This is a genomic window from Leifsonia sp. 21MFCrub1.1, from assembly GCF_900107895.1.
Lineage (GTDB): Bacteria > Actinomycetota > Actinomycetes > Actinomycetales > Microbacteriaceae > Leifsonia > Leifsonia soli.
In genome coordinates this window covers 3,414,233-3,433,280 of the sequence record NZ_LT629867.1, presented here as the reverse complement: position 1 = coordinate 3,433,280, position 19,048 = coordinate 3,414,233, and the positions used below count along the sequence as shown (strand labels likewise).

Annotated in this window: 18 protein-coding genes; 14 read left to right on the top strand and 4 right to left on the bottom strand. The window is 68.0% G+C overall.

What is annotated here, in order from left to right:
* Window positions 1-109: 109 nt before the first annotated feature.
* From BLW09_RS16125 to BLW09_RS16070, 12 genes are all read left to right on the top strand, one after another.
* Window positions 110-1,126 carry a LacI family DNA-binding transcriptional regulator gene (locus tag BLW09_RS16125; RefSeq protein ID WP_089915043.1) on the top strand — a complete coding sequence of 339 codons (1,017 nt, stop codon included), beginning with the start codon at window positions 110-112 and terminating at the stop codon, window positions 1,124-1,126.
* Between the two features lie 130 nt (window positions 1,127-1,256).
* The gene (locus BLW09_RS16120) at window positions 1,257-2,162 is read left to right on the top strand and encodes an NAD-dependent epimerase/dehydratase family protein (protein ID WP_089915041.1); all 906 of its coding nucleotides are present in this window, start codon (window positions 1,257-1,259) and stop codon (window positions 2,160-2,162) included.
* Window positions 2,159-3,424: an enolase C-terminal domain-like protein gene (locus tag BLW09_RS16115; RefSeq protein ID WP_089915038.1), complete on the top strand. Its 1,266-nt coding sequence runs from the start codon at window positions 2,159-2,161 to the stop codon at window positions 3,422-3,424. The genes BLW09_RS16120 and BLW09_RS16115 overlap by 4 nt, the downstream gene beginning before the upstream one ends.
* 52 nt (window positions 3,425-3,476) lie before the next feature.
* Window positions 3,477-4,835: an ABC transporter substrate-binding protein gene (locus BLW09_RS16110; protein WP_089915035.1), complete on the top strand. Its 1,359-nt coding sequence runs from the start codon at window positions 3,477-3,479 to the stop codon at window positions 4,833-4,835.
* Window positions 4,836-4,974: 139 nt separating this feature from the next.
* Complete coding sequence (locus BLW09_RS16105; protein WP_231946907.1) at window positions 4,975-5,847, top strand: carbohydrate ABC transporter permease; 873 nt, start codon at window positions 4,975-4,977, stop codon at window positions 5,845-5,847.
* Entirely contained in the window at window positions 5,844-6,812 is a 969-nt protein-coding gene (locus BLW09_RS16100) for a carbohydrate ABC transporter permease (RefSeq protein WP_089915030.1), read from the top strand. The genes BLW09_RS16105 and BLW09_RS16100 overlap by 4 nt, the downstream gene beginning before the upstream one ends.
* Before the next feature lie 38 nt (window positions 6,813-6,850).
* Complete coding sequence (locus tag BLW09_RS16095; protein WP_089915027.1) at window positions 6,851-7,816, top strand: acetylxylan esterase; 966 nt, start codon at window positions 6,851-6,853, stop codon at window positions 7,814-7,816.
* Entirely contained in the window at window positions 7,813-8,967 is a 1,155-nt protein-coding gene (locus BLW09_RS16090; protein ID WP_089915021.1) for a glycoside hydrolase 5 family protein, read from the top strand. The genes BLW09_RS16095 and BLW09_RS16090 overlap by 4 nt, the downstream gene beginning before the upstream one ends.
* The gene (locus BLW09_RS16085; RefSeq protein WP_089915018.1) at window positions 8,964-10,637 is read left to right on the top strand and encodes an FAD-dependent oxidoreductase; all 1,674 of its coding nucleotides are present in this window, start codon (window positions 8,964-8,966) and stop codon (window positions 10,635-10,637) included. Before BLW09_RS16090 ends, BLW09_RS16085 begins: the two co-directional genes overlap by 4 nt.
* On the top strand, window positions 10,634-12,178 hold the full coding sequence (locus BLW09_RS16080) for an FAD-dependent oxidoreductase (protein ID WP_089915015.1): 1,545 nt from the start codon (window positions 10,634-10,636) through the stop codon (window positions 12,176-12,178). Before BLW09_RS16085 ends, BLW09_RS16080 begins: the two co-directional genes overlap by 4 nt.
* Window positions 12,179-12,215: 37 nt before the next feature.
* A complete protein-coding gene (locus BLW09_RS16075) occupies window positions 12,216-12,914 on the top strand; it encodes a bifunctional 4-hydroxy-2-oxoglutarate aldolase/2-dehydro-3-deoxy-phosphogluconate aldolase (protein ID WP_231946906.1) in 699 nt (232 codons plus the stop codon).
* On the top strand, window positions 12,911-13,852 hold the full coding sequence (locus tag BLW09_RS16070) for a sugar kinase (RefSeq protein ID WP_089915010.1): 942 nt from the start codon (window positions 12,911-12,913) through the stop codon (window positions 13,850-13,852). Before BLW09_RS16075 ends, BLW09_RS16070 begins: the two co-directional genes overlap by 4 nt.
* Window positions 13,853-14,106: 254 nt before the next feature.
* On the opposite strand, the gene BLW09_RS16065 is transcribed toward BLW09_RS16070, so the two are convergent.
* Complete coding sequence (locus BLW09_RS16065) at window positions 14,107-14,961, bottom strand: ArdC-like ssDNA-binding domain-containing protein (RefSeq protein ID WP_089915007.1); 855 nt, start codon at window positions 14,959-14,961, stop codon at window positions 14,107-14,109.
* 583 nt (window positions 14,962-15,544) lie between these two features.
* Between BLW09_RS16065 and BLW09_RS16060 the strand changes: the two genes are divergently transcribed.
* Window positions 15,545-15,847 (top strand): hypothetical protein, encoded by a 303-nt coding sequence (locus BLW09_RS16060; RefSeq protein WP_172824232.1) that lies wholly within the window; start codon window positions 15,545-15,547, stop codon window positions 15,845-15,847.
* A gap of 62 nt (window positions 15,848-15,909) precedes the next feature.
* On the opposite strand, the gene BLW09_RS16055 is transcribed toward BLW09_RS16060, so the two are convergent.
* The 3 genes from BLW09_RS16055 to BLW09_RS16045 form a co-directional block, all read right to left on the bottom strand.
* Window positions 15,910-17,313: a ParB/RepB/Spo0J family partition protein gene (locus BLW09_RS16055; protein WP_089915001.1), complete on the bottom strand. Its 1,404-nt coding sequence runs from the start codon at window positions 17,311-17,313 to the stop codon at window positions 15,910-15,912.
* 226 nt (window positions 17,314-17,539) lie between these two features.
* Window positions 17,540-17,854 carry a hypothetical protein gene (locus BLW09_RS16050; RefSeq protein ID WP_089914998.1) on the bottom strand — a complete coding sequence of 105 codons (315 nt, stop codon included), beginning with the start codon at window positions 17,852-17,854 and terminating at the stop codon, window positions 17,540-17,542.
* 3 nt (window positions 17,855-17,857) lie between these two features.
* Window positions 17,858-18,127 carry a hypothetical protein gene (locus tag BLW09_RS16045; RefSeq protein WP_157696980.1) on the bottom strand — a complete coding sequence of 90 codons (270 nt, stop codon included), beginning with the start codon at window positions 18,125-18,127 and terminating at the stop codon, window positions 17,858-17,860.
* Window positions 18,128-18,209: 82 nt separating this feature from the next.
* Here BLW09_RS16045 and BLW09_RS16040 point away from each other — a divergent pair, with 82 nt between their 5' ends.
* On the top strand, window positions 18,210-18,566 hold the full coding sequence (locus tag BLW09_RS16040) for a hypothetical protein (RefSeq protein WP_157696979.1): 357 nt from the start codon (window positions 18,210-18,212) through the stop codon (window positions 18,564-18,566).
* Window positions 18,567-19,048 lie beyond the last annotated feature (482 nt).

The window sequence follows — 19,048 nt, the reverse complement described above, 5'->3', positions numbered from 1 at the left end:
CCTTCGAGTTCGCTGGTTACGAAAGCAGTTTCGTGAACGCGCCCATCCTGCGGGAAGGGCGCGGGGTTGTCAACCGCTCCGCGAAAATGGCGGCCATATACTCGCCTGTATGGCCGCTCCTCGAAGGCCGCGGCAGCGTGGCGTCAAACTCAGCGATGTCGCCGCCGTGGCTGGTGTCTCCTTGTCCACGGCATCCAAGGTCCTGAGCGGCACGACCGAGCGCATCTCGGAAGAGACGCGTATCCGGGTGCGCGAAGCGGCGGCCCGGCTGGACTTTCGTCCGAACGCGCTCGCGCAGTCGTTCGCCCTGGGTCGCAGTGACACCATCGGCGTGCTGACCTATCGGGCAGCGAGCACGTTCACCGGGCCGGTCCTCGTCGGGGTGGTGCTGGAACTCGGGGCGAACCGGCAGGCGGCGCTGGTCTACGACGAGGACATCCTGGGGCGGCGGCAGATCACCGAGAGCATCCGGCGTCTGCAAGCGCGCCAGATCGACGGGCTGATCGTGGTCGGCGACGGGCATGAGCATCTCTCTCCGTCGATCACGCATGAGTTCCAAGTGCCGGTCACCTATGCTTTCGCGGCATCGGAGAGCCCGGAGGACGTGGTGTTCCTGCCGGACAACTTCGAGGCGGGGCGCATCGCGACCCGGCATCTCATCGAGCGGGGCCGCACCCGCATCGCCCACATCACGGCCGATTCGACGGCGATCTCCGTGCAGCTGCGCGAGAAGGGGATGCTCGCCGAGCTCGCTGCGGCCGGCCTGCAGCAGGCGGCCCCGACGCGGTACGGCGCCTGGTCGCAGGCCTGGGGAGCGGAGGCGACGGAGGGTCTCCTGGCTTCCGGGGTCCCGGTGGATGCCATCTTCTGCGGCAACGACCACATGGCGCTCGGGGCGCTCGACGTGCTCCGGCGCCGCGGTGTGAGGGTGCCGGAGGACATCGCCATCGTTGGCGTCGACAACTGGGAGGGCATCGTCATCGACCAGGGGATCCGCCGTCTCACCACGGTCGACATGGAGCTGCAGAAGCTCGGCCGGCTCGCCGCCCGCGACGTGATGTCGGGCGAGCGTTCCGTCGGCGAGCAGCGCGTGGCTCCCACGCTGATTGTCGGCCCGTCCTCCTGACCCCACTCCCGACGCGCCCGGGCGGGGCTGTCGCTCCCGGTGCGCGACGACGTCCTTTTGCCGCGATTGACAGCCGGCCCTTTCGTATGCTGAGGTGTACGAAAGCAGTTTCGTTGATGACACTGCGGGAATGGACTCACTGATGGCGACACCTCCCGAGCGCTCCGTCCTGGTCACGGGAGCAGACGGGCTCATCGGCCGGGCCGTGGTCGACGCGCTGACACGTGCCGGCCGCACGGTGTCCGCTCTCTCGCGGACCTGGTCGTCTCCGACGTCCGCCGCTCGCGTCTTCACCGGGGACGCGGCGGACGAGGAGCTGGTTCGCCGGGCTGTGCAGGGGATTGACGCTGTCGTGCACCTCGCCGCCATCCCGCACCCGAATCTGGGGACTCCGCGGCAGGTCTTCGTCGGCAATACGTCGGCCACCTTCACCGTGCTCAACAGCGCGGGCGAAGCGGGCATCCGCCGCGCCGTAGTCGCGAGCTCGATCAACGCGTTCGGAGTTCCGCTCAACCGGCACGACACCTACACCTCGCACTATCCGCTCGACATCGATGAGCCCGTTGAGCACGATGACGCGTACTCCCTGTCCAAATGGGTCGACGAGCGGATCGCCGCCTGGGCGTACAGCCGCTGGGAGATCGACTCCGTCGCCTTTCGCTTCCCGCTGGTGCGACCGGCGGCCGAGCTCCGGCTCGCGGCCGACAGGCTCCGCGAGCAGCCCGGCGAGCAAGCACGGCTCGCCCGAGAAGGCTGGGCGTACCTCGAGCTCTCGGACGCCGTCGACGCCATCGTGCGCGCCCTGGATGTGCCCCTCAGTGGCGCGCACACCCTCATGCTGGCTGCGGAGGACACGCTCCTGGCTGAACCCACCGACTCCCTGCTCGACAGGTTCGCTCCGCACAGCCGGCGCCGCACAACGTTTCCCGGGCGGACGGCGCCGATCGACACCAGCGCTGCCCGCGAGCTGCTCGGCTGGGCCCCCACGCACACTGTCCTCCCTCTCGATCCGAGTTATCAGGAGACCCCTGCATGAGCGCGCCGGAGACTGAATTCCCTGCGCCGTGGCCGTCCGGCGAGGATGTCCGTATCAGCGGCGTTCGGGCGATCGTCACGGCGCCCGAGGGTATCCCCCTGGTGGTGGTGAAGGTGACCACGACGGACGACGGGCTGTACGGGCTCGGCTGCGCGACGTTCACGCAGCGCTGGAAGGCCGTCGTCTCCTACGTCGAGGATCACCTCGCCCGGCTGGTCGTCGGCCGGTATCCGGGGGATATCGAAGACATCGTCCGGCTGGCGAAGCTGTCGTCGTACTGGCGGGAAGGCCCGGTCGGCAACAACGCGATCTCCGGGATCGACCAGGCGCTGTGGGACATCGCGGGGAAGCGGGCCGGCCGGCCCGTGCACGAACTGCTCGGCGGCAAGGTCCGCGCCGCAGCGGACACCTACCTCCATGCCGCTGGATCCACCGTGGAGGAGACGCTCGACCAGGCGGAGCGTCTCCGCGAGGCGGGCCTTCGTCACATCCGTCTCCAGGTCGGCCAATCCGGCCGCGGCACGTACGGCGCCACGCCGACCGCTGACATCACCGACCCGACCGCACCGTATCCCGGCGGATGGAGCGTCACGGAGTACTTCCGCAACACGCCCGCCCTGTTCGCGGCCGCCCGCGAGCGGCTCGGAGACGACGTCGAGCTGCTGCACGACGTCCACTCCCGGCTCTCGCCGAAGCAGGCGGTCGTGCTGGCGCGCGCACTCGAGCCGTACCGTCTCTTCTTCCTCGAGGATGTCGTCGCCCCTGAGCACTGGAGCGCGCTCCCCGACGTGCGCGCCGCATCCCCTGTCCCTCTGGCGGTGGGGGAGTTGACCACCTCCGTCACCGACGCCGCGCGTCTGGTGCTCGGCGGCGGTGTGGACTACATCCGGTCGCATGTGTCAGATCTCGGCGGGCTGACCCCGGCCAGGAAGATCGCCGCCGCGGCCGAGCTGGTCGGTGTGCGGACGGCATGGCACGCACCGGGAGACACCTCGCCGGTCGGCGCCGCCGCGAACCTCGCTCTCGACGTGTCGAGTCCGGCATTCGGCATCCAGGAGGGACATGTGTACGCCGAGCAGGTCCACGATGTCTTCCCGGGCACCTTGCGCATCGAGCACGGGTGGTTGCGCCCGAACGAAGCCCCGGGCTGGGGAATCGACCTCGACGAAGAGCAGGCTGGACGTTATCCGGCCGACCACTCCCGTCACGACGCCTGGGCGGCACACGTCCGCGGTCTGGACGGAGGTCTCCTCGCTCCCTGATCACGTTCCCGAGTTCCGTCCCAACCAGCACAACGAAGTACTGAGGAGAACCATGCACACGAAGTTCCGCCCCCTCGCGGCGGTGGCAGCAGTCGCTGTGGCGGCCGCGCTGATCACCGGCTGCACCTCGAACGCGTCCGGCGACTCCGGAAAGGTGTCGATCACCGTCGCCGGGCAGCCGTCGAAGGAGAATCCGGATCAGCTGAAGGCGTTCAATCAGAAGGTCGAGACCTTCAATAAGGCCAACGCGGACATCAAGGTCACGGGCGAGGAATCCGATTGGAACGCCAGCACGTTCCAGGCCCTCGTGGCCGGCGGCAAGCTGCCGACCGTGTTCTACGTACCGTTCACTGAGATCCAGGGCGTGATCGCCCGGCAGCAGGCCATCGATCTCACGGACTCGCTCACCAAGGATTCCGACGTCAACCGCATCAACCCGTCCATCCTGTCGGTGGCGAAGGCGTCCAACGGCCACATCTACGGCGTCCCCACGGCCGCCTACAGCATGGGCCTGCTTTACAACCGGGCACTGTTCGCCAAGGCGGGCCTCGATCCGGACAAGCCGCCGACGACCTGGGACGAGGTGCGGTCAGCTGCGAAGAAGATCCAGGACGCCACCGGGGTCCAGGGGTTCGGTGCGATGACCAAGGACAACACCGGCGGCTGGGTGCTCACAGCGATGAGCTACGCGAACGGCAGCACTATCCAGTCCAAGGACGGCAAGAAGGCGAAGCTCGACAACGATGCCACGCGTGAGGCGCTGCAGTTCTACCGCGAGCTGCGCTGGGACGACAACACCTTCGGGTCGAACTTCCTCGTGGGCTACAACGACGCCATGAGCATGCTCGCCGGCGGCAAAGTCGGGATGATCGTGCAGGGCGCCGACGCCTACACCACCGTGGTGCAGTCCCTCGGGATGAAGGCGGACGACTTCGGCCTTGCTCCGCTGCCGCAGGCGTCGAAGGGCATCGGGACGCTCGGTGGAGGCTCTGTCGCCATCGTCAGCCCCAAGGCCACACCGGACCAGGTGAAGGCGGCGCTCAAGTGGATCGACTTCGCCTCGTTCAAGAAGTACGGCTCCGAATCCGCCGCCGTGACCAACGCCAAGGCTGCTGCGGCCGACAAGCTGCCGGTGGGAGCGCCCGAACTGCCGCTCTTCGACCAGGCGACGACCGACCGGTACTACGGCTGGATCGCGGACGAGATCAATGTGCCCAGGAAGAACTTCTCGGCCTACTTCTCCTCCGCTCAGAGCCTCCCGCTCGTCCCGGAGCCCTCAACGAAGGCGCAGGAGATCTACAGCGTGATGGACAACGTGGTGCAGTCTGTCCTGACGCAGCAGAACGCCGACATCGACGCCCTGCTCTCCGACGCCCAGAAGAAGGCCCAGGCCGTCATCGACGCCGGCTGACCACCGTGTTCCGCCGTGCCGGACGTGTGCCGGCACGGCGGGGCCCCCGAACGAGAAAGGGCAGGCACCTCGCATGGTCCACGCACCCACCTCGGCCGTTCCTCTGATAGCGCCGCCCCGGCGGCGTCCCCGAAGCGTCATGCGCTGGGTGAAACGCGGCGGCCTGTCCACGCTCGTGTTCTTCCTGCCGCTGCTGCTGTCGTTCGGGCTGTTCTCGTGGTGGCCGATCCTGCGGTCGCTGCTGCTGAGCGTTCAGAAGACGAACTTCATCACCACCGACTGGGTGGGTTTCCAGAACTTCGCGCAGGTGCTGAACGACCCGCTGCTGGGGACCGCCGCGCTCAACACGTTGTGGTTCGCAACGCTCGCCTTCATCATGGGCTTCCCCGTCCCGATCGTGCTCGCCGTCGTCATCGCGGAACTGCGGCGTGCGCGGCCGATCGCCTCCGCTCTGGTGTACCTCCCCGTGATCTTTCCGCCCGTGGTCGCCGTGCTGCTCTGGAAGGCCTTCTTCAATCCAGGCAATGAGGGCGTCTTCAACAGCATCCTCGGGTGGTTCCATCTGGGACCGCTAGCCTGGCTGAACGACGGCAACCTCGCGATGCCCTCGATCGTGCTCCAGGCGACCTGGGCTTCGTTCGGGACGGCGACCATCATCTATCTCGCCACCCTGATGGGCATCCAGACGGAGCTCTACGACGCGGCCGAGGTCGATGGCGCGGGTGCGTTCCGCCGGTTCTGGTCGATCACCCTTCCGCAGATGCGCGGGGTCCTCCTGGTCATGCTGCTGCTGCAGATCATCGGCACGTTCCAGGTCTTCACGGAGCCGTACATCATGACGAACGGCGGTCCGGACAACCGGACCATCACGATCCTCATGCTGATCTACCGCTATGCATTCATCTCCGGCGACTACGGCCGTGCCACAGCGCTGAGCGTCCTGCTCGCGCTGGTGCTGTCTGGGCTGTCCGCCGTCTATCTCTGGAGCACCCGCCGTTGGAGCACGTCATGACCGAGACGACCACACGCGCCATAGCCGTCGCGAAGCCCGCATCCGGCGGGGCCGCGCGGTCGCGACGCGTTCGCCGCCAGAGCGACACCGAGGACCGCAGTATCCTCTCGGAACTCGACCGCCGACGCAGGGGGATGCGCGTCGGCGTCGCCGTCCTCGGCGGCCTGGTCATCGTCGCCCTCATCATCGTCTGCGCCGGACCGCTCGCCTGGCTGTTCAAGGCGGCGACCTCGACCACCGCTGAGACGCTGTCCTCGCCCTTCTCCCTCTGGCCCACCGGTATCCATTGGGATGCGTTCGCCCAGGTGTGGACGCGGGTCGACTTCGGACGGTACTTCTGGAACACTCTCGCGCTCATGGCCGGGTCGTTGTTCTTCGGCGTGCTGGTGGCGGCCACCGGCGGTTACGGGCTCGCCGTGCTGAAGCCCCGGTACGCCAAGCCGGTCTTCGCTGCGGTCCTGGCCACCCTGTTCATCCCGGGTGTCATCTCGCTCGTACCGCTCTACTTGACGGTGATCGACGTTCCCCTGGTGCACGTCAGCCTGCTCGGGACACTGTGGGCGGTCTGGCTGCCGTCCTCGGCGAACGCGGTGAACGTCCTGCTGATGCAGAGGTTCTTCGCTAACATCCCCGGCGAGATCTTCGAAGCGGCCCGGATCGACGGAGCGGGGGCCTTCCGCATCTTCGTTTCGATCGTGGTGCCGATGTCCCGGCCGATCTTCGGCGTGGTCAGCCTGCTGACGCTGGTCGCCTCCTACAAGGAGTTCCTCTGGCCCTTACTGGTCCTCCCGAATCCGCAGGACCAGCCCATCGCCGTCGCCCTCCCGCGCTTGGAGGGCTCGATCGACCTCGCCCAGCTCATGGCCGCTCTGTTCATCTCGGTGATCATCCCCGTGATTCTCTTCCTCATCTTCCAACGTCAGTTCCTGCGAGCGGCCGGCAACGCCGGGGCCCTCAAAGGCTGACGCTCCAACCCTCTCGACCACCATCACCGAGGATCCTCATGCCCCGATTCGATCTGCCCCTCGACGAACTCCGCGAATATCGACCCGTGGTGAACCGTCCAGCCGACTTCACCGCCTTCTGGGAGACCACCATCGCGACGGCGCGAGCTTTCGGCGGTGAGCCGGACTTCAGCCCCGTGGATGGGCCTCTGCGCTCGGTCCGCGTGTTCGACGTGCGTTTCCCCGGGTTCGCCGGCAACCCGATCGCCGGCTGGCTGCTGCTCCCCGCCGGCGATGGGCCGCATCCCGCCGTCGTGGTCTACCTCGGCTACGGCGCAGGCCGCGGCCTTCCCCACGAATATCTCCCGTGGGTCGCGGCCGGGTACGCCTGCTTCGTGATGGACACCCGCGGCCAGGGTGCCGGGTTTGGCGTGGGTGGGGTGACCCCCGATCCGCACGGTTCCGGCCCGGCCAACGGGATGCTCGCGCGCGGCATCGAGGACCCGGCGACCTACTACTACCGGCGGGTCTACACCGACGCCGTCCGCGCGGTCGACGCCGTCCGGCAGCATCCCGACATCGATCCGGCGCGCGTCTCCGTCGCCGGGGGCAGCCAGGGCGGTGGGATCGCGCTCGCCGCCGCCGGGCTGACCGAAGGACTCGGCGCCGCGCTGATCGACGTGCCCTTCCTGTGCCATTTCGAGCGCGCGATCGGCCTGACCGGCAGCGACCCCTACTCCGAGCTCGTGCGCTACCTCGCCGTTCGCCGCGACATGACGGAGATCGCCTTCCAGACCCTGTCGTACTTCGACGGCGTGAACCTGGCGGCGGGCGCGACGGCGCCGGCCCTGTTCTCGGTCGCGCTGCTCGACCAGATCTGCCCGCCCTCCACGGTATTCGCCGCCTACAACGCCTACGCCGGCGAAAAGGAGATCGTCGTGTACCCGTTCAACGGCCACGAGGGCGGCGCCTCCGGGCACTGGCCGCTCCAGATCCGCCACCTGGAACCGGTGCTCACGGCATGAGCATACGGTTCGGTGTCAACTACCTGCCCCGCCGCAACTGGTGGTACGAGTGGGGCGAGGACGGCACGGCGGCCTGGGACGACGATCTCGGCAGGCTCGCGGAGCTCGGCTTCGACCACATCCGCGTCCAGTGCCTGTGGCCCGTCTTCCAGCCGAACCCGGACTGGGTCTCGCCGCGCGCGCTCCGGCGGCTCGGGCAGCTGCTCGACATCGCGGACGCCCACGGGCTCGCGGTGTGCGTGACCATCCTCGACGGCTGGCTCAGCGGCTTCGACTTCCGCCCCGCCTGGCTGAAGTCCCTGCCGGCGTACACCGACCGCGAGGCGATCCGCGCCGCGGCATTCCTCGTCCGAGCCGTCGCCGAGTCCGTCGCCGGGCACCCGGCTCTGTGGTGCATCGACATCGCGAACGAGCCGAACGTGCTGATGGGCGGGCTGCGGCGCGGCGAGGGCGAAGCGTGGGCGCGGACGATGCTGGCCGAGGCGCGCCGGGCGGGGGCGCCGGTGACCGTCGGCGCCGACCACGACCCGTGGATGAACGACGCGGCACCGCTCTCGCGGGAATTCCTCGTGCAGAACAGCGACCTCGTGGCGGTTCACGCGTGGCCGTACTTCACCGGCGCACTGGCCGCCGTCGGCGAGGAGAAGGCCTGGGCGATCCCGGACTACCTGGCCCAGATCGCCCGCGGGACGCCGGGCGCCGACGGCAAGCCGCTCTGGATCCAGGAGCTGGGAGTGTCGGAGCTCTGGCTCGACCGGATCGAGGTGAGCGACTTCGCCGAGGCGATGCTCCGCCGTTCCGCCGCCGTGCCCGGTGTCGCTGCGATCAGTTGGTGGGCTTCGCACGACATCCCGCGTCGCTTCACGGGTTTCGACGAGCTGGAGTACGGGCTCGGGCTGATCGACGAGGAGGGGCGGCTGAAACCTGTCGGTGCCCGGATCGTCGACGTGATCGCGCAGCTGCGCAGGATGTCGGAGCCGGTCAGCGATCCGTCTGCCGAACGGCCGGAGCCGTCCCAGCAGACGCTCGCCCCCGAGGGCGGACGCACCGGCATCGCGTTCGCCGCTCAGTGGTTCGAACAGATGGACGCGGTGGCCGGGCCGCGCATCGCTGCTGCACCCATCTCAGCGACGGAAGGGGTCGGCCGATGACCGACCGGATCGTGGGCGCCGACCTTCTCGTCGTCGGGGGTGGCCTGGGAGGCGTCGCCGCGGCTTTGACGGCAGCGCGGCTCGGCCTGCGAGTGGTCCTGACGGAACGCTCCGACTGGCTGGGCGGGCAGCTAACCACGCAGGCCGTCCCTCCCGACGAACACCACTGGATCGAGACCGGACTCGGGTCGGCGTCGTATCGCGAGCTGCGCCAGACCATCCGTGAGCACTACCGCCGGCACTATCCGCTCACCCCCGAGGCGGCCGCCGACCCGCAGCTGAACCCCGGGCGCGGGAACGTGTCCCGGCTCTGCCATGAACCGCGGGTCGCCGCGCTGGCGATAGACGAGCTGCTGTCCCCCCACGTGGCCTCCGGCGCACTCACCGTGCTGCGAGAGCACGCGCCGGTCGATGCGGAGCACTCCGGGCGGACGATCACGCGAGTCCGACTACGCGGCCCCGACGGCGACCATGTGGTCGCGTCGGCGCCTCTGATCGCCGACGCGACCGAGGAGGGGGACCTCATCGCCCTGTGCGGACTGGATCATGTCATCGGCGCGGAGTCCCGTGACGAGACGGGCGAACTCCACGCTCCAGATCTCGCCGACCCCCGCGATCAGCAGGCGATCACCTGGTGCGCCGCTCTCGAGTACCGGCCGGGGGAGAACCATACGATCGCGCGGCCGGCGGAGTACGAGCACTGGCGCGACACGGTGGACCCGCGCTGGCCCGGCCCGCAGTTGTCGTGGCGGGACATCGTCCCCAACACGGGAGCCGTACGCGATCGGCCGCTGTTCGCGGACTCGCCGGAGACGGCCGTCGGCTCTCCTGCGGACGACCTCTGGCACTACCGGCGCATCCTCGCCCGCAGCACGCTCGACCCGGCATTCCCGGGCGGTGAGGTCACCCTGGTGAACTGGCCCCAGGCCGACTACTGGGAGCGCCCCCTCCTCGACGTCGGCCCGACGGAACGGGAGCGGGCGCTGGCCGGGGCGCGGTCGCTCACGAACAGCCTGATCTACTGGTTGCAGACAGAGGCCCCGCGTCACGACGGAGGTCAGGGCTATCCGGAGCTCCGGCCGCGAGGCGACGTCATGGGGACACCGGATGGGCTGGCCAAGGAGGTGTACATCCGTGAATCCCGACGGATCCGGGCGCTGTTCACCATCACCGAGGGGCACATCGGCACGGAGATGCGCGGAGCTCTCGCCGGCAGCGCGCTCTTCCCCGACACGGTCGGAATCGGTCACTACCGGATCGATCTGCACCCGAGCACCTCGGGCCGCGGTTATGTCGACATCGACTGCTTCCCGTTCCAGATCCCCCTCGGGGCGCTCATTCCCGTCGATTCGGACACGGTGGTCGCCGCGAACAAGAACATCGGCACCACGCACGTTTCGAACGGGGCCTACCGGCTGCATCCCGTCGAGTGGTCCATCGGGGAGGCCATCGGAGCGCTCGCGGCCGAACTCGCCGACGGTGGCGGGACGCCCGCAGCCATCCGTTCCGACCCTGCTCGGCTGAGCAGGCTGCAGGCTACGCTCCGTGACCGGCTCGGCGTCACCCTCGAGTGGCCGGAAGGGATCCGCACCGGCCGGATCGGTCTCGCGGCGCCGGCCGGATACGCCAGGACTACGGAGGCGGGCACGCCGACGGAGAGGACACGATGACCACCGCTGATCTGTGCGTGTACGGAGGAACTCCGGCCGGCTGCGTCGCCGCCGTCGCGGCCGCGCGGGAGGGCGCGTCCGTCGTTCTGATCGAACCGAGCCGTTGGCTGGGCGGGATGTTCAGCGCGGGCATCAAGCCGCTGCAGGACTGCCCGCTTCCCGAGGCAGTCGGCGGATTGACGGGGAGCGAGCTGTTCGGGCTCGGCGAGGACCCGCTCACCTTCCTCCATGCGGTCCACCGCTGGGTGGTCGAGGCCGGTGTGACCGTGCTGTTCGAGCGGCGCGTGCGTCGCGTCCGGATGGACGGGACCAGAATCGCCGGGCTGGATCTTGAGACGTCGTCGCCCGACGCCTGGGGTGTCCCGCTTCCTGCCAGCCGCTCGGAGCCGGCCGGCCAGGTCACCGCCCTTTGCTTCATCGACGCCTCCTACGAGGGCGACCTGATGGCGGCCGCCGGTGTGCCGTACCGGACCGGCCGCGAAGCGCGATCGGAGTTCGACGAGGCACCGGCCGGAGTCCAGGAGCCGACGAACTGGACCCCCATCGACCCGTACCGGGAGCCGGGGCGGCCGGAGAGCGGCTTGCTTCCGGGGATCGACCCCGACCACGGTCTACCGCGCGGCGCGGGCGACTCGTACACGCAGGCGTACAACTACCGCTACTACGTGACCGCGGATCCTGCGCGACGGGAGCCGATCACCCCGCCCGAGGATCTGCGACCGGAGCGTTTCGAGCTGCTCCGCCGCTACGTCCGCCAGCTCGCGGCGGGCGAGCCCGACCGCGAGACGCTCCTGGCGCGGCTCCGCTCGATCTTCCCCGGGTGGATCAACTCGGGCGAGTACAACTACGAGCGCGGCTCCCTGATCTCGATCGCCCCCCTAGGGCTCAGCAAGGATTACGCCGACGGCGACTGGGACACCCGGTCCGCGATCTGGCGGGAGCACATCGAGCACCTGCGCGGACTGCACCACGTGCTGTCGACGTCAGGCGAGGTCCCCGTCGAGATCCGTGCCGAGACGGCCGCGCTCGGACTCGACCGAGCCGTGTACCCGCACACGCAGGGCTGGCCGCACCAGCTCTATGTCCGGGTCACGCGGCGGTTGTCCGGACGCTACATCCTCACCCATCGGGACGTCCAGAACCGCACGACCATCGACGACAGCATCGGCCTCGCCCTGTTTGGCGTGGATGTCTACCCGGTGCGCCGGATCGCTCGCACGCATCCGGAGACCGGGGCGATGGGCGTCGCCACCGAGGGCGACATGTTTATCGGCGGCCACCTCGGCACGGGGACGCCCTACCCGGTGCCCTACCGGGCGATCACGCCGGAGCGCTCCGACTGCACGAACCTCCTGGTGCCGGTATGCCTGTCCGCGACCCACATCGCGTACGCGGCCACGCGCATGGAGCCCGTGTTCAGCGTGCTCGGCGAGTCCGCCGCCGTCGCCGCTCTGATGGCGCTGGAGGGCGCCTCTGCGGTGCAGGACATCGATACGCATGAGCTGCAGCGCCGACTCGTCGCCCGCGGTCAGCGACTCTGAGCGCGCCCGCCCATCCGCCCCGAACCGAGGAGTGATCGTGAGCACACCCGCCGCCTCAGGACCTGCCATCGGAAGCTCCGGCAAGGCTGCCGCACCGGGCCGCCTGCAGCCGTCGGCCGTCCTGCGCAGCTGCCCGGTGATCGCCGTACTGCGCGCCCGGGATGCACGAGACTACGACCCCGTCATCGACGTGCTCGCGGAGAACGGCATCCTCTCGGTGGAGGTGACACTGACGACACCGGGGACGGTCGAGCAGCTGCCCTCCCTGCTCGCACGCACCGGGACCGAGATCGGCGTCGGGACCATCACAAGCGTGGATGACGCCCGCCGCGCCATCGACAGCGGTGCTCGCTACCTCGTCACGCCCGTGACGCGGCTGGACATCGTGGCCTGCGCTGTCGACTCCGGCGTCCCTGTGTTTCCGGGAGGCCTGACTCCGACAGAGCTGTTCGCAGGATGGGAGGCCGGCGCCACGGCTGTGAAGGTCTTCCCGGCGGCGACGGTCGGAGCGCAGTACGGCTCGCACCTGCGCGGCCCGTTTCCCGACATCGAGTTCGTGCCGTCCGGGGGCGTCGCCCTCGATGACATCTCGGCCTGGCTGGACGCGGGCGCCGCCGCCGTGAGCCTGGGCGGCCCCCTCCTCGGGGATGCGCTGATGGGCGGATCGCTGGATGCGCTCGCACGACGGACCCGGCGAGTGGTGGAGATCGTGGCCGAGGCCAGGAGCGCCCGGTGAGCACGGTCGTCACGATCGGCGAGACGCTGGCGCTGATGTCCGGCACACTGGGACCCCTCCAGCACAGCCCGGGCATGACCCTCGGGATGGGCGGTTCGGAGAGCAACGTCGCGATCGGCCTGGCCCGGCTCGGCGTGGACGCCACGTGGATCGGCAAGGTCGGCGCCGACGCCCTGGGTGACCTCGTGGTCCGCGAGATTGCCGCGGAGGGCGTGCGCGTCGTCGCGACGCGCGACCCCGACGCGCCCACCGCCCTCATGATCAAGGAGCGGCGGACAGCCCTCGAGACCAGGGTCTACTACTACCGGGCCGGCTCCGCCGGATCGCGGCTGACGGTCCAGGAGGTGGATTTCGACCTCGTGCGCTCCGCTTCGCTTCTGCACGTGACCGGCATCTCTCTGGCGCTTTCGCCGAGTGTGGCCGAGGTGATCGGGGAGGCCGTCCGGATCGCGAAAGCCGCAGGCGTCATCGTGTCGTTCGACCTCAACTTCCGGTCGAAGCTGTGGTCACGCGAGCGCGCCGCGGCTGCGTACCAGCGCATCCTGCCGCACGTAGACATTGCATTCGGGGGCGCAGACGAGGCCGTCATCGCCCTCGGCGGCGATGGCCCGCCCCTGCAGCTCGCCCACGGACTCATCGAACTCGGTGCGCGCTCCGCGGTCGTCAAACTCGGCGCGGCGGGCGCGGTGGCCTTCGTCGGCGGCCAGGACTACGAGCAGGCAGCTGTCGCGATAGCCGCAGTGGACACGGTCGGCGCGGGCGACGCGTTCGTCGCGGGATACCTCGCGGAGGTAATGGCAGGAGAGCCGCCGGCGATCCGGCTGGCGACGGCCGTCACGGCCGGCGCCTACGCGTGCCTGGCACCCGGCGATTGGGAAGGACTGCCGCGGCGCAGCGAGTTAGCGGGATTGTCCAACGCGGAGCCCGTCACGCGCTGACGCCTATTCCGCTTATCGTCCCAGGCTCGCGTGCACCGGATGCCCCGAGCGGCGACGGCTCAACATCGTGGGCGGCGCAAATGGTTCGCCGGTCATCTTCGGCAAACCGGCCCACCACCTCAGCACATCGGGATTGACCCAATTTGGGCGGACTGCGACAGAGAGCCGCGGGAAACCAGCCGGGCAGCTCCGCTAGGGAGTACCAAGCTGACAAGATACAGTGTCGGTGCCGCGGGGCTGTGCCCCGCTCCCCTCTAAGTGAGCTTGGCGATGCGGTGTGCAGTGTCCAGTACACGCGCGGCGGTGGCGTGGATCAGGTTGGTGTCGCCGTCGGCCCATCCGGTGATGTAGCCGATGCTGTACGCGCTGGTATCGAATCCGGCGAGGCCGGCGACGATATATGCCACGGATTCCGCTTCGACCTCCATCACGCCGCGGTGGCTCACGTAGTCGGCCGGGTTGCTGGTGTGTCCCAGCAGGATGTGCGCGGCTTCGTGGATCAGCGTCTTGGCAGTGTGCTCAGCGCTGAGCCCGTCATCAAGTACCACGGTCCGCGCTTCGGGATCGGTGTAACCGTTTCGGGCGCCTGGTAGCGGACGGTATTGGATGCTCCAGCCTTCGGCGACCAGGTAGTCGGTGAGGGCGTTGATGAGACCGTGGTCATCAATGCCGGTGAGCTGCTGAGTGATGCTGCTGGTGTCTTCTGCTCCGTCGATGAGGTCGGTTTGGCTGATGTCGAAGATGGTCAGGATCGGGTAGCGGACAAGGCGTTGCTCGAATTCCTCGCCCTTGTCGTCTTCGTCGGTGACCTTCTTGGTGGAGTAGCCGAAGATGCGGATGCCGGTTTCGCCTTTGCGTACCTGCCGGCCGAGCTGCTGCCATTTCCGGAACCCGGCGACCTGGGTTGCGTCCGGTTTTTGGGCGAGGATCAGCAGCAGGTTGTTCAGCGAGTAGGCGTGGAACCTGTTGGCGAAGTCCAAGAACGCCCGCCACTTCTTCGAGTTCTTGAGTTCTTCCACCTGTTCGCTGATCGAGTTGTGGAGCGCCTCTGCGCGTGCTTTCTGTTCGTCGGCGTTCGAACCGGCTCGGTGTGTGGTTGTGGTGCTCATTGGTTTCTCCCCTGTGAACGACTTGTTGTGTGTGCCTTTTCGGCAAGGGGAATCGATGGGGAGCGGTGGCGGCGTAGTGCCGGGAGCGTGGAATACCGGAGCGCAGCGAGGATATGCCGCGAAAGCCCGGCAAGGAGCCGCAGGAGCGAACTACGATGAACGGCCGGAAAGATCACCAATCCCTATCTGAGTCGGACCCCTGAAAAACGGCTCAGCACGTTGGGTCATTCGAGGACCGTCGTTGTGCCGAACCGTTCGCCTCCGGCCCGGGAGTGCCAGCCGATCTCCTGGCAAATACGCGGGTCGGGGGCGTCGGAGATCAGCCGCAACCGCAGCAGGCGTCCGCCCGCTGGAACCAGTGGAGCCGCCTACGGCGGCACTGTTCCTACGAGTTTGTGTGTCTTTCCGCGGGGCGATCGTAGCTCGTTCCCGCGGCTTACCGTGCCGGGCTTTCGCGGCATATCCTCCCTCCGCTTCGCTCCAGTCCGGTATTCCACGATCCCGACACTCACGCCGCTCCCACTCGCAATCGATCTCTCCGCCGGAAAGGCAAACAAAACGATCGACCAGGGGAGTGATCAGGATGCGGGTATTCATTATCGACACCACACACATGGGTCCAGAACTGCAACGGGGACTGATCGGGGTGGTCGGCTCGACCAGCCCGACACCGGAAGAAAAGAAGGAATGCATCGACACGGTCAGCAGGTATGCGGTGGACGGGTGGGCGATCGCCGCCGACCCACACACCCCGATCGGTCACCTCGCCGCGCTGACCGCCGAGACCGCGTGCGTCCCGTTCCTGGCGTTGGATCGGGTTCGCCGGGCCGGCGGCACGGTGATCGCACCGCCGACAGCCGGCGCGCACCTGCACGAAATCGACTGAACTGGGCGGTGATACACGGTTGTGGGTCCCGCCCTCCGCGGCGGGACCCACAACCGGGGGTTTCAGTCTTCGCCCCCGTCGGCGGCGTATTGCTCGGGGTCCGGGTTGATATCTGCGGCCTGGTCGTCGGTACCGGTGACGATGCGTTCGACGTCGCTGAGCGTGTAGCCCCAGGCGACGAGTTGGGTGAAGTAGGCGGCGTCGGTGGGCGAAGGCGTGCGCCAGGTTTGCTTGCTGGTGACGCTTTCGCACGCGCCGAGCACGATCGCCAATGCCACATGTTGTGCTTTGCCCGGCATCTGCTCAAGCAGGGCGGCGAGCTTGTCGGCTTCGAAGTAGCCGGAGGGCTCGACACCGAGCAGTTGGTGGGCGAGTTCGTTGCCTTCCCGGGTGGCGCTGCTGATCGCCTGCCGGTGCACGGTGAGACCTAGCGCGATCACCAGTCCCGTGTCTTTGGGGAGTGTTTTGCGGCTGAGGAGGGTGGTGAGCCAGTCGCGGCGGACGACTTCGGCGGAGGCCCAGGCCTTGTTGTTGGCGATCAGGGTGCGGCGTTCCGCCTTCTGCTCCTCCGTCATTGGTCCGCTGTGCGTGCCGCTGGTGTTGTAAGTGTGGAATCCTGCGGCCTTGGCGTCGTGGAGGAAGTAAGTGATGCTCGGCTCGCCGTCGGCGTAGACGCGCACATACGCGGCACGCCCTTCGATGTTCTCGATCTGTTCGACGGTGACGCGTTCGTCCTCGGCGGTAAGCAGTTCGCTGATCCGGGTGTACTGGGTGTCGTAGTAGCCGGGGTCGGTGTCGAGGATTTCATACCCACGCCCAATCAGGTCGGCTTCGGCGGCTGCCTTGGCTTGGGCGCGGGTTTTTTCGTCGCGTGCCCGCTGGGCCGCGTGCGGGAACTGGGCCGGATCGGTGGTGGCGACGTGAATGAGCTCGCTGCGGGTGTGTTCGTCGGTGTCGAATTCGATGAGCACGGCCGCCTGGTCCAGGGTGAGCGGGTGCTCCTGCAGGGCGGTCGCTGCGGCGGCGTTCTCGGTGACCGCAAGCGCGGTTTTGACCTCCCGGGTTTTGCTGCCGGTGCGGCGGGCGATGGCGGTGACGGTGAGGCCTTCGAACGCGAGCTGCTGGAACGCGGCAGCACGCTCCCCGTCGGTGAGCGGTTCCCGCTGATCGTTCTCCACCATCTGCTGCACGATCCGCTCCGTGGCCACGTCATCCGCTTCCACGAGATAGACGGGGATGGTGGCGAGTTGCGCTTCGCGGGCGGCGAAGACGCGGCGTTGCCCGGCCCGCACGGTGATGCTGCCGTCCGGGTTGTGGTGGGCGAGGACGGGGGTGAGGACCCCGTTTTCCCGGATGGACTGGACGAAGGCGGGGGTGATGGGTGCGGTGGGTCGCACGTTCTCTTCCAACAGGAGGGTGTGCGGGTCCAGATGCTGGATGGTTCCGGTGACGGTGGTGTCGTTCATGGTGTTGCTTCTTTCGATCAACTGGTTTGGTTCGCCTGTCTGGCAAGAGGATCGAGAGGGAAGCGGAGGCGGTGCAGTGCCGGGTACGTGGAATACCGCAGCGCAGCGAGGATATGCCGCGAAAGCCCGGAACGCAGCCGCCGCAGCGACCTACGATCAGCTGGCCAGGCAGGCGGACAACCTGAGTAAGCGGGGCGCCGCTCGCGGCTCCACTGAGGTTGGGATGCTACTTGCGGTGAACGAGGTTCCCGGCGACCCACACATGGATGGGGGACCGGGACCCTTCGGGAACGTAGCGGATCAACACGAGGCCGCCGGTTGTCCAGGCCAACGCTTCACCGTCGACCAGTTGCACGTCGGTGTAGGCCACCTGGACCGGCACGTGAACCATCACCGGCACGGGTTGGGGTTCGTCCCGGCGTCGACCGCTGGCCCGCACCACATCCTCCGGGATGCTGATCGGCCGCGGCTGCCGCTCGGCCGCCTCCGCGATCTCCGACAACGGTTCCGCGTAGACGTCGTAGCGCTTGTTCGTACCCACGGCTCAGGCCGGGTCGAAGGCGATCAGGACCCAGCCAGCCCCCTGGCGCTGCACCCGGAACACGCGCACATCCGCAGGGTCCTGCTCCGCGCGACCGATCACTGACCAGCCCCGCAGCTGCTCCGCGGGATGGGTCAGCGCATCGTGTACAGCGATGGTGCGGATCGGTTCAGCTCCCGCGAGCCGGTATCGGGTCCCGGCCCAGACGAGGCGGATTGGTGTCCCGTGTTCGGTCCAGACGTGGATGATGTCGGCGGCGGGCGCGATGCTCATGACCAGGACCTCCAACTGCTTAGTGTCACCCCATTGCACCACAATTCGAAGATATGTTCGAATGTTGTACGAGGCGAGGAACGTGAAGGTGTTGCAGGTAGGGGAGCAGGTGTGGCTGGTTTTGAACGATGCGGCGAACCGGATCCACTTCCAGATCGAGTACGGCCCGGCAACCCGCTCGGACACCCACGAGACGCTGATGGTGTACCGGGTTGATCACTGGGTGCTCAAGCGCAGTGACCGGTGGCCGTTGGGCTATTACGACGAGTTGCGGCAGGCGGTCGACGGCTGCGCGTTGGCGCTGGGTATGCCGAACTTCCTCACCCCGGCCACGGCACCGGATGGCACCATCATTACTCCGCAAGAGCAGCGCTCCCGCTGGCAGGCCGGCCTTGATCCGCGCACGGGACGCAGCAGGCACGAGTCGGTGACGGCGTGACCCCTCAGCCGGGAGCCGGTCTCCGGGATGTGAGCGGAGAGTTTGCTTGGACGTCTCGCCGACGGAAGCCTTGAGGCAGTGTCCTGGGTGAGTCTGCGGCGGTGACCCTGGCGCCGATTTGCGAACGGATCGTGTTGGCAGTCGCGTCCGCGATCGCCCGTCCGGTTCCTTACAAGTGTGGTTGGAACACTGACCAGCAGCCGAGGTCGTACTCGAGTTCTTCGCCGGAGTAGAGCCGCAGCACCCATCGGTGTGAAGTGCCGCCGGCGAACTGTCCGGTGACAGTTTCACTCACCCAGACGCCATCGGATTCATGAACCCACCGGATTAGGCCGATGTGCTCCCTCAGCCGTGGCGGGTGGGGTGGGTGGAGGTAATCCACTTCATCGGCCATCACGTCCCCCTTTTGCCGCCGCCTGATTCCAGCGGTGGGCACATGGTGCACCCACGAAGCTCTCTACGGGAATGCCCATTTCACCGCA

Coding starts and splice junctions, on each gene's coding strand:
- BLW09_RS16120 (WP_089915041.1), top strand. CDS start 1,257: ATGGACTCACTGATGGCGACACCTCCCGAGCGCTCCGTCCTGGTCACG.
- BLW09_RS16110 (WP_089915035.1), top strand. CDS start 3,477: ATGCACACGAAGTTCCGCCCCCTCGCGGCGGTGGCAGCAGTCGCTGTG.
- BLW09_RS16045 (WP_157696980.1), bottom strand. CDS start 18,127: ATGAGCATCGCGCCCGCCGCCGACATCATCCACGTCTGGACCGAACAC.
- BLW09_RS16090 (WP_089915021.1), top strand. CDS start 7,813: ATGAGCATACGGTTCGGTGTCAACTACCTGCCCCGCCGCAACTGGTGG.
- BLW09_RS16060 (WP_172824232.1), top strand. CDS start 15,545: ATGCGGGTATTCATTATCGACACCACACACATGGGTCCAGAACTGCAA.
- BLW09_RS16100 (WP_089915030.1), top strand. CDS start 5,844: ATGACCGAGACGACCACACGCGCCATAGCCGTCGCGAAGCCCGCATCC.
- BLW09_RS16115 (WP_089915038.1), top strand. CDS start 2,159: ATGAGCGCGCCGGAGACTGAATTCCCTGCGCCGTGGCCGTCCGGCGAG.
- BLW09_RS16125 (WP_089915043.1), top strand. CDS start 110: ATGGCCGCTCCTCGAAGGCCGCGGCAGCGTGGCGTCAAACTCAGCGAT.
- BLW09_RS16105 (WP_231946907.1), top strand. CDS start 4,975: ATGCGCTGGGTGAAACGCGGCGGCCTGTCCACGCTCGTGTTCTTCCTG.
- BLW09_RS16095 (WP_089915027.1), top strand. CDS start 6,851: ATGCCCCGATTCGATCTGCCCCTCGACGAACTCCGCGAATATCGACCC.
- BLW09_RS16065 (WP_089915007.1), bottom strand. CDS start 14,961: ATGAGCACCACAACCACACACCGAGCCGGTTCGAACGCCGACGAACAG.
- BLW09_RS16055 (WP_089915001.1), bottom strand. CDS start 17,313: ATGAACGACACCACCGTCACCGGAACCATCCAGCATCTGGACCCGCAC.
- BLW09_RS16080 (WP_089915015.1), top strand. CDS start 10,634: ATGACCACCGCTGATCTGTGCGTGTACGGAGGAACTCCGGCCGGCTGC.
- BLW09_RS16085 (WP_089915018.1), top strand. CDS start 8,964: ATGACCGACCGGATCGTGGGCGCCGACCTTCTCGTCGTCGGGGGTGGC.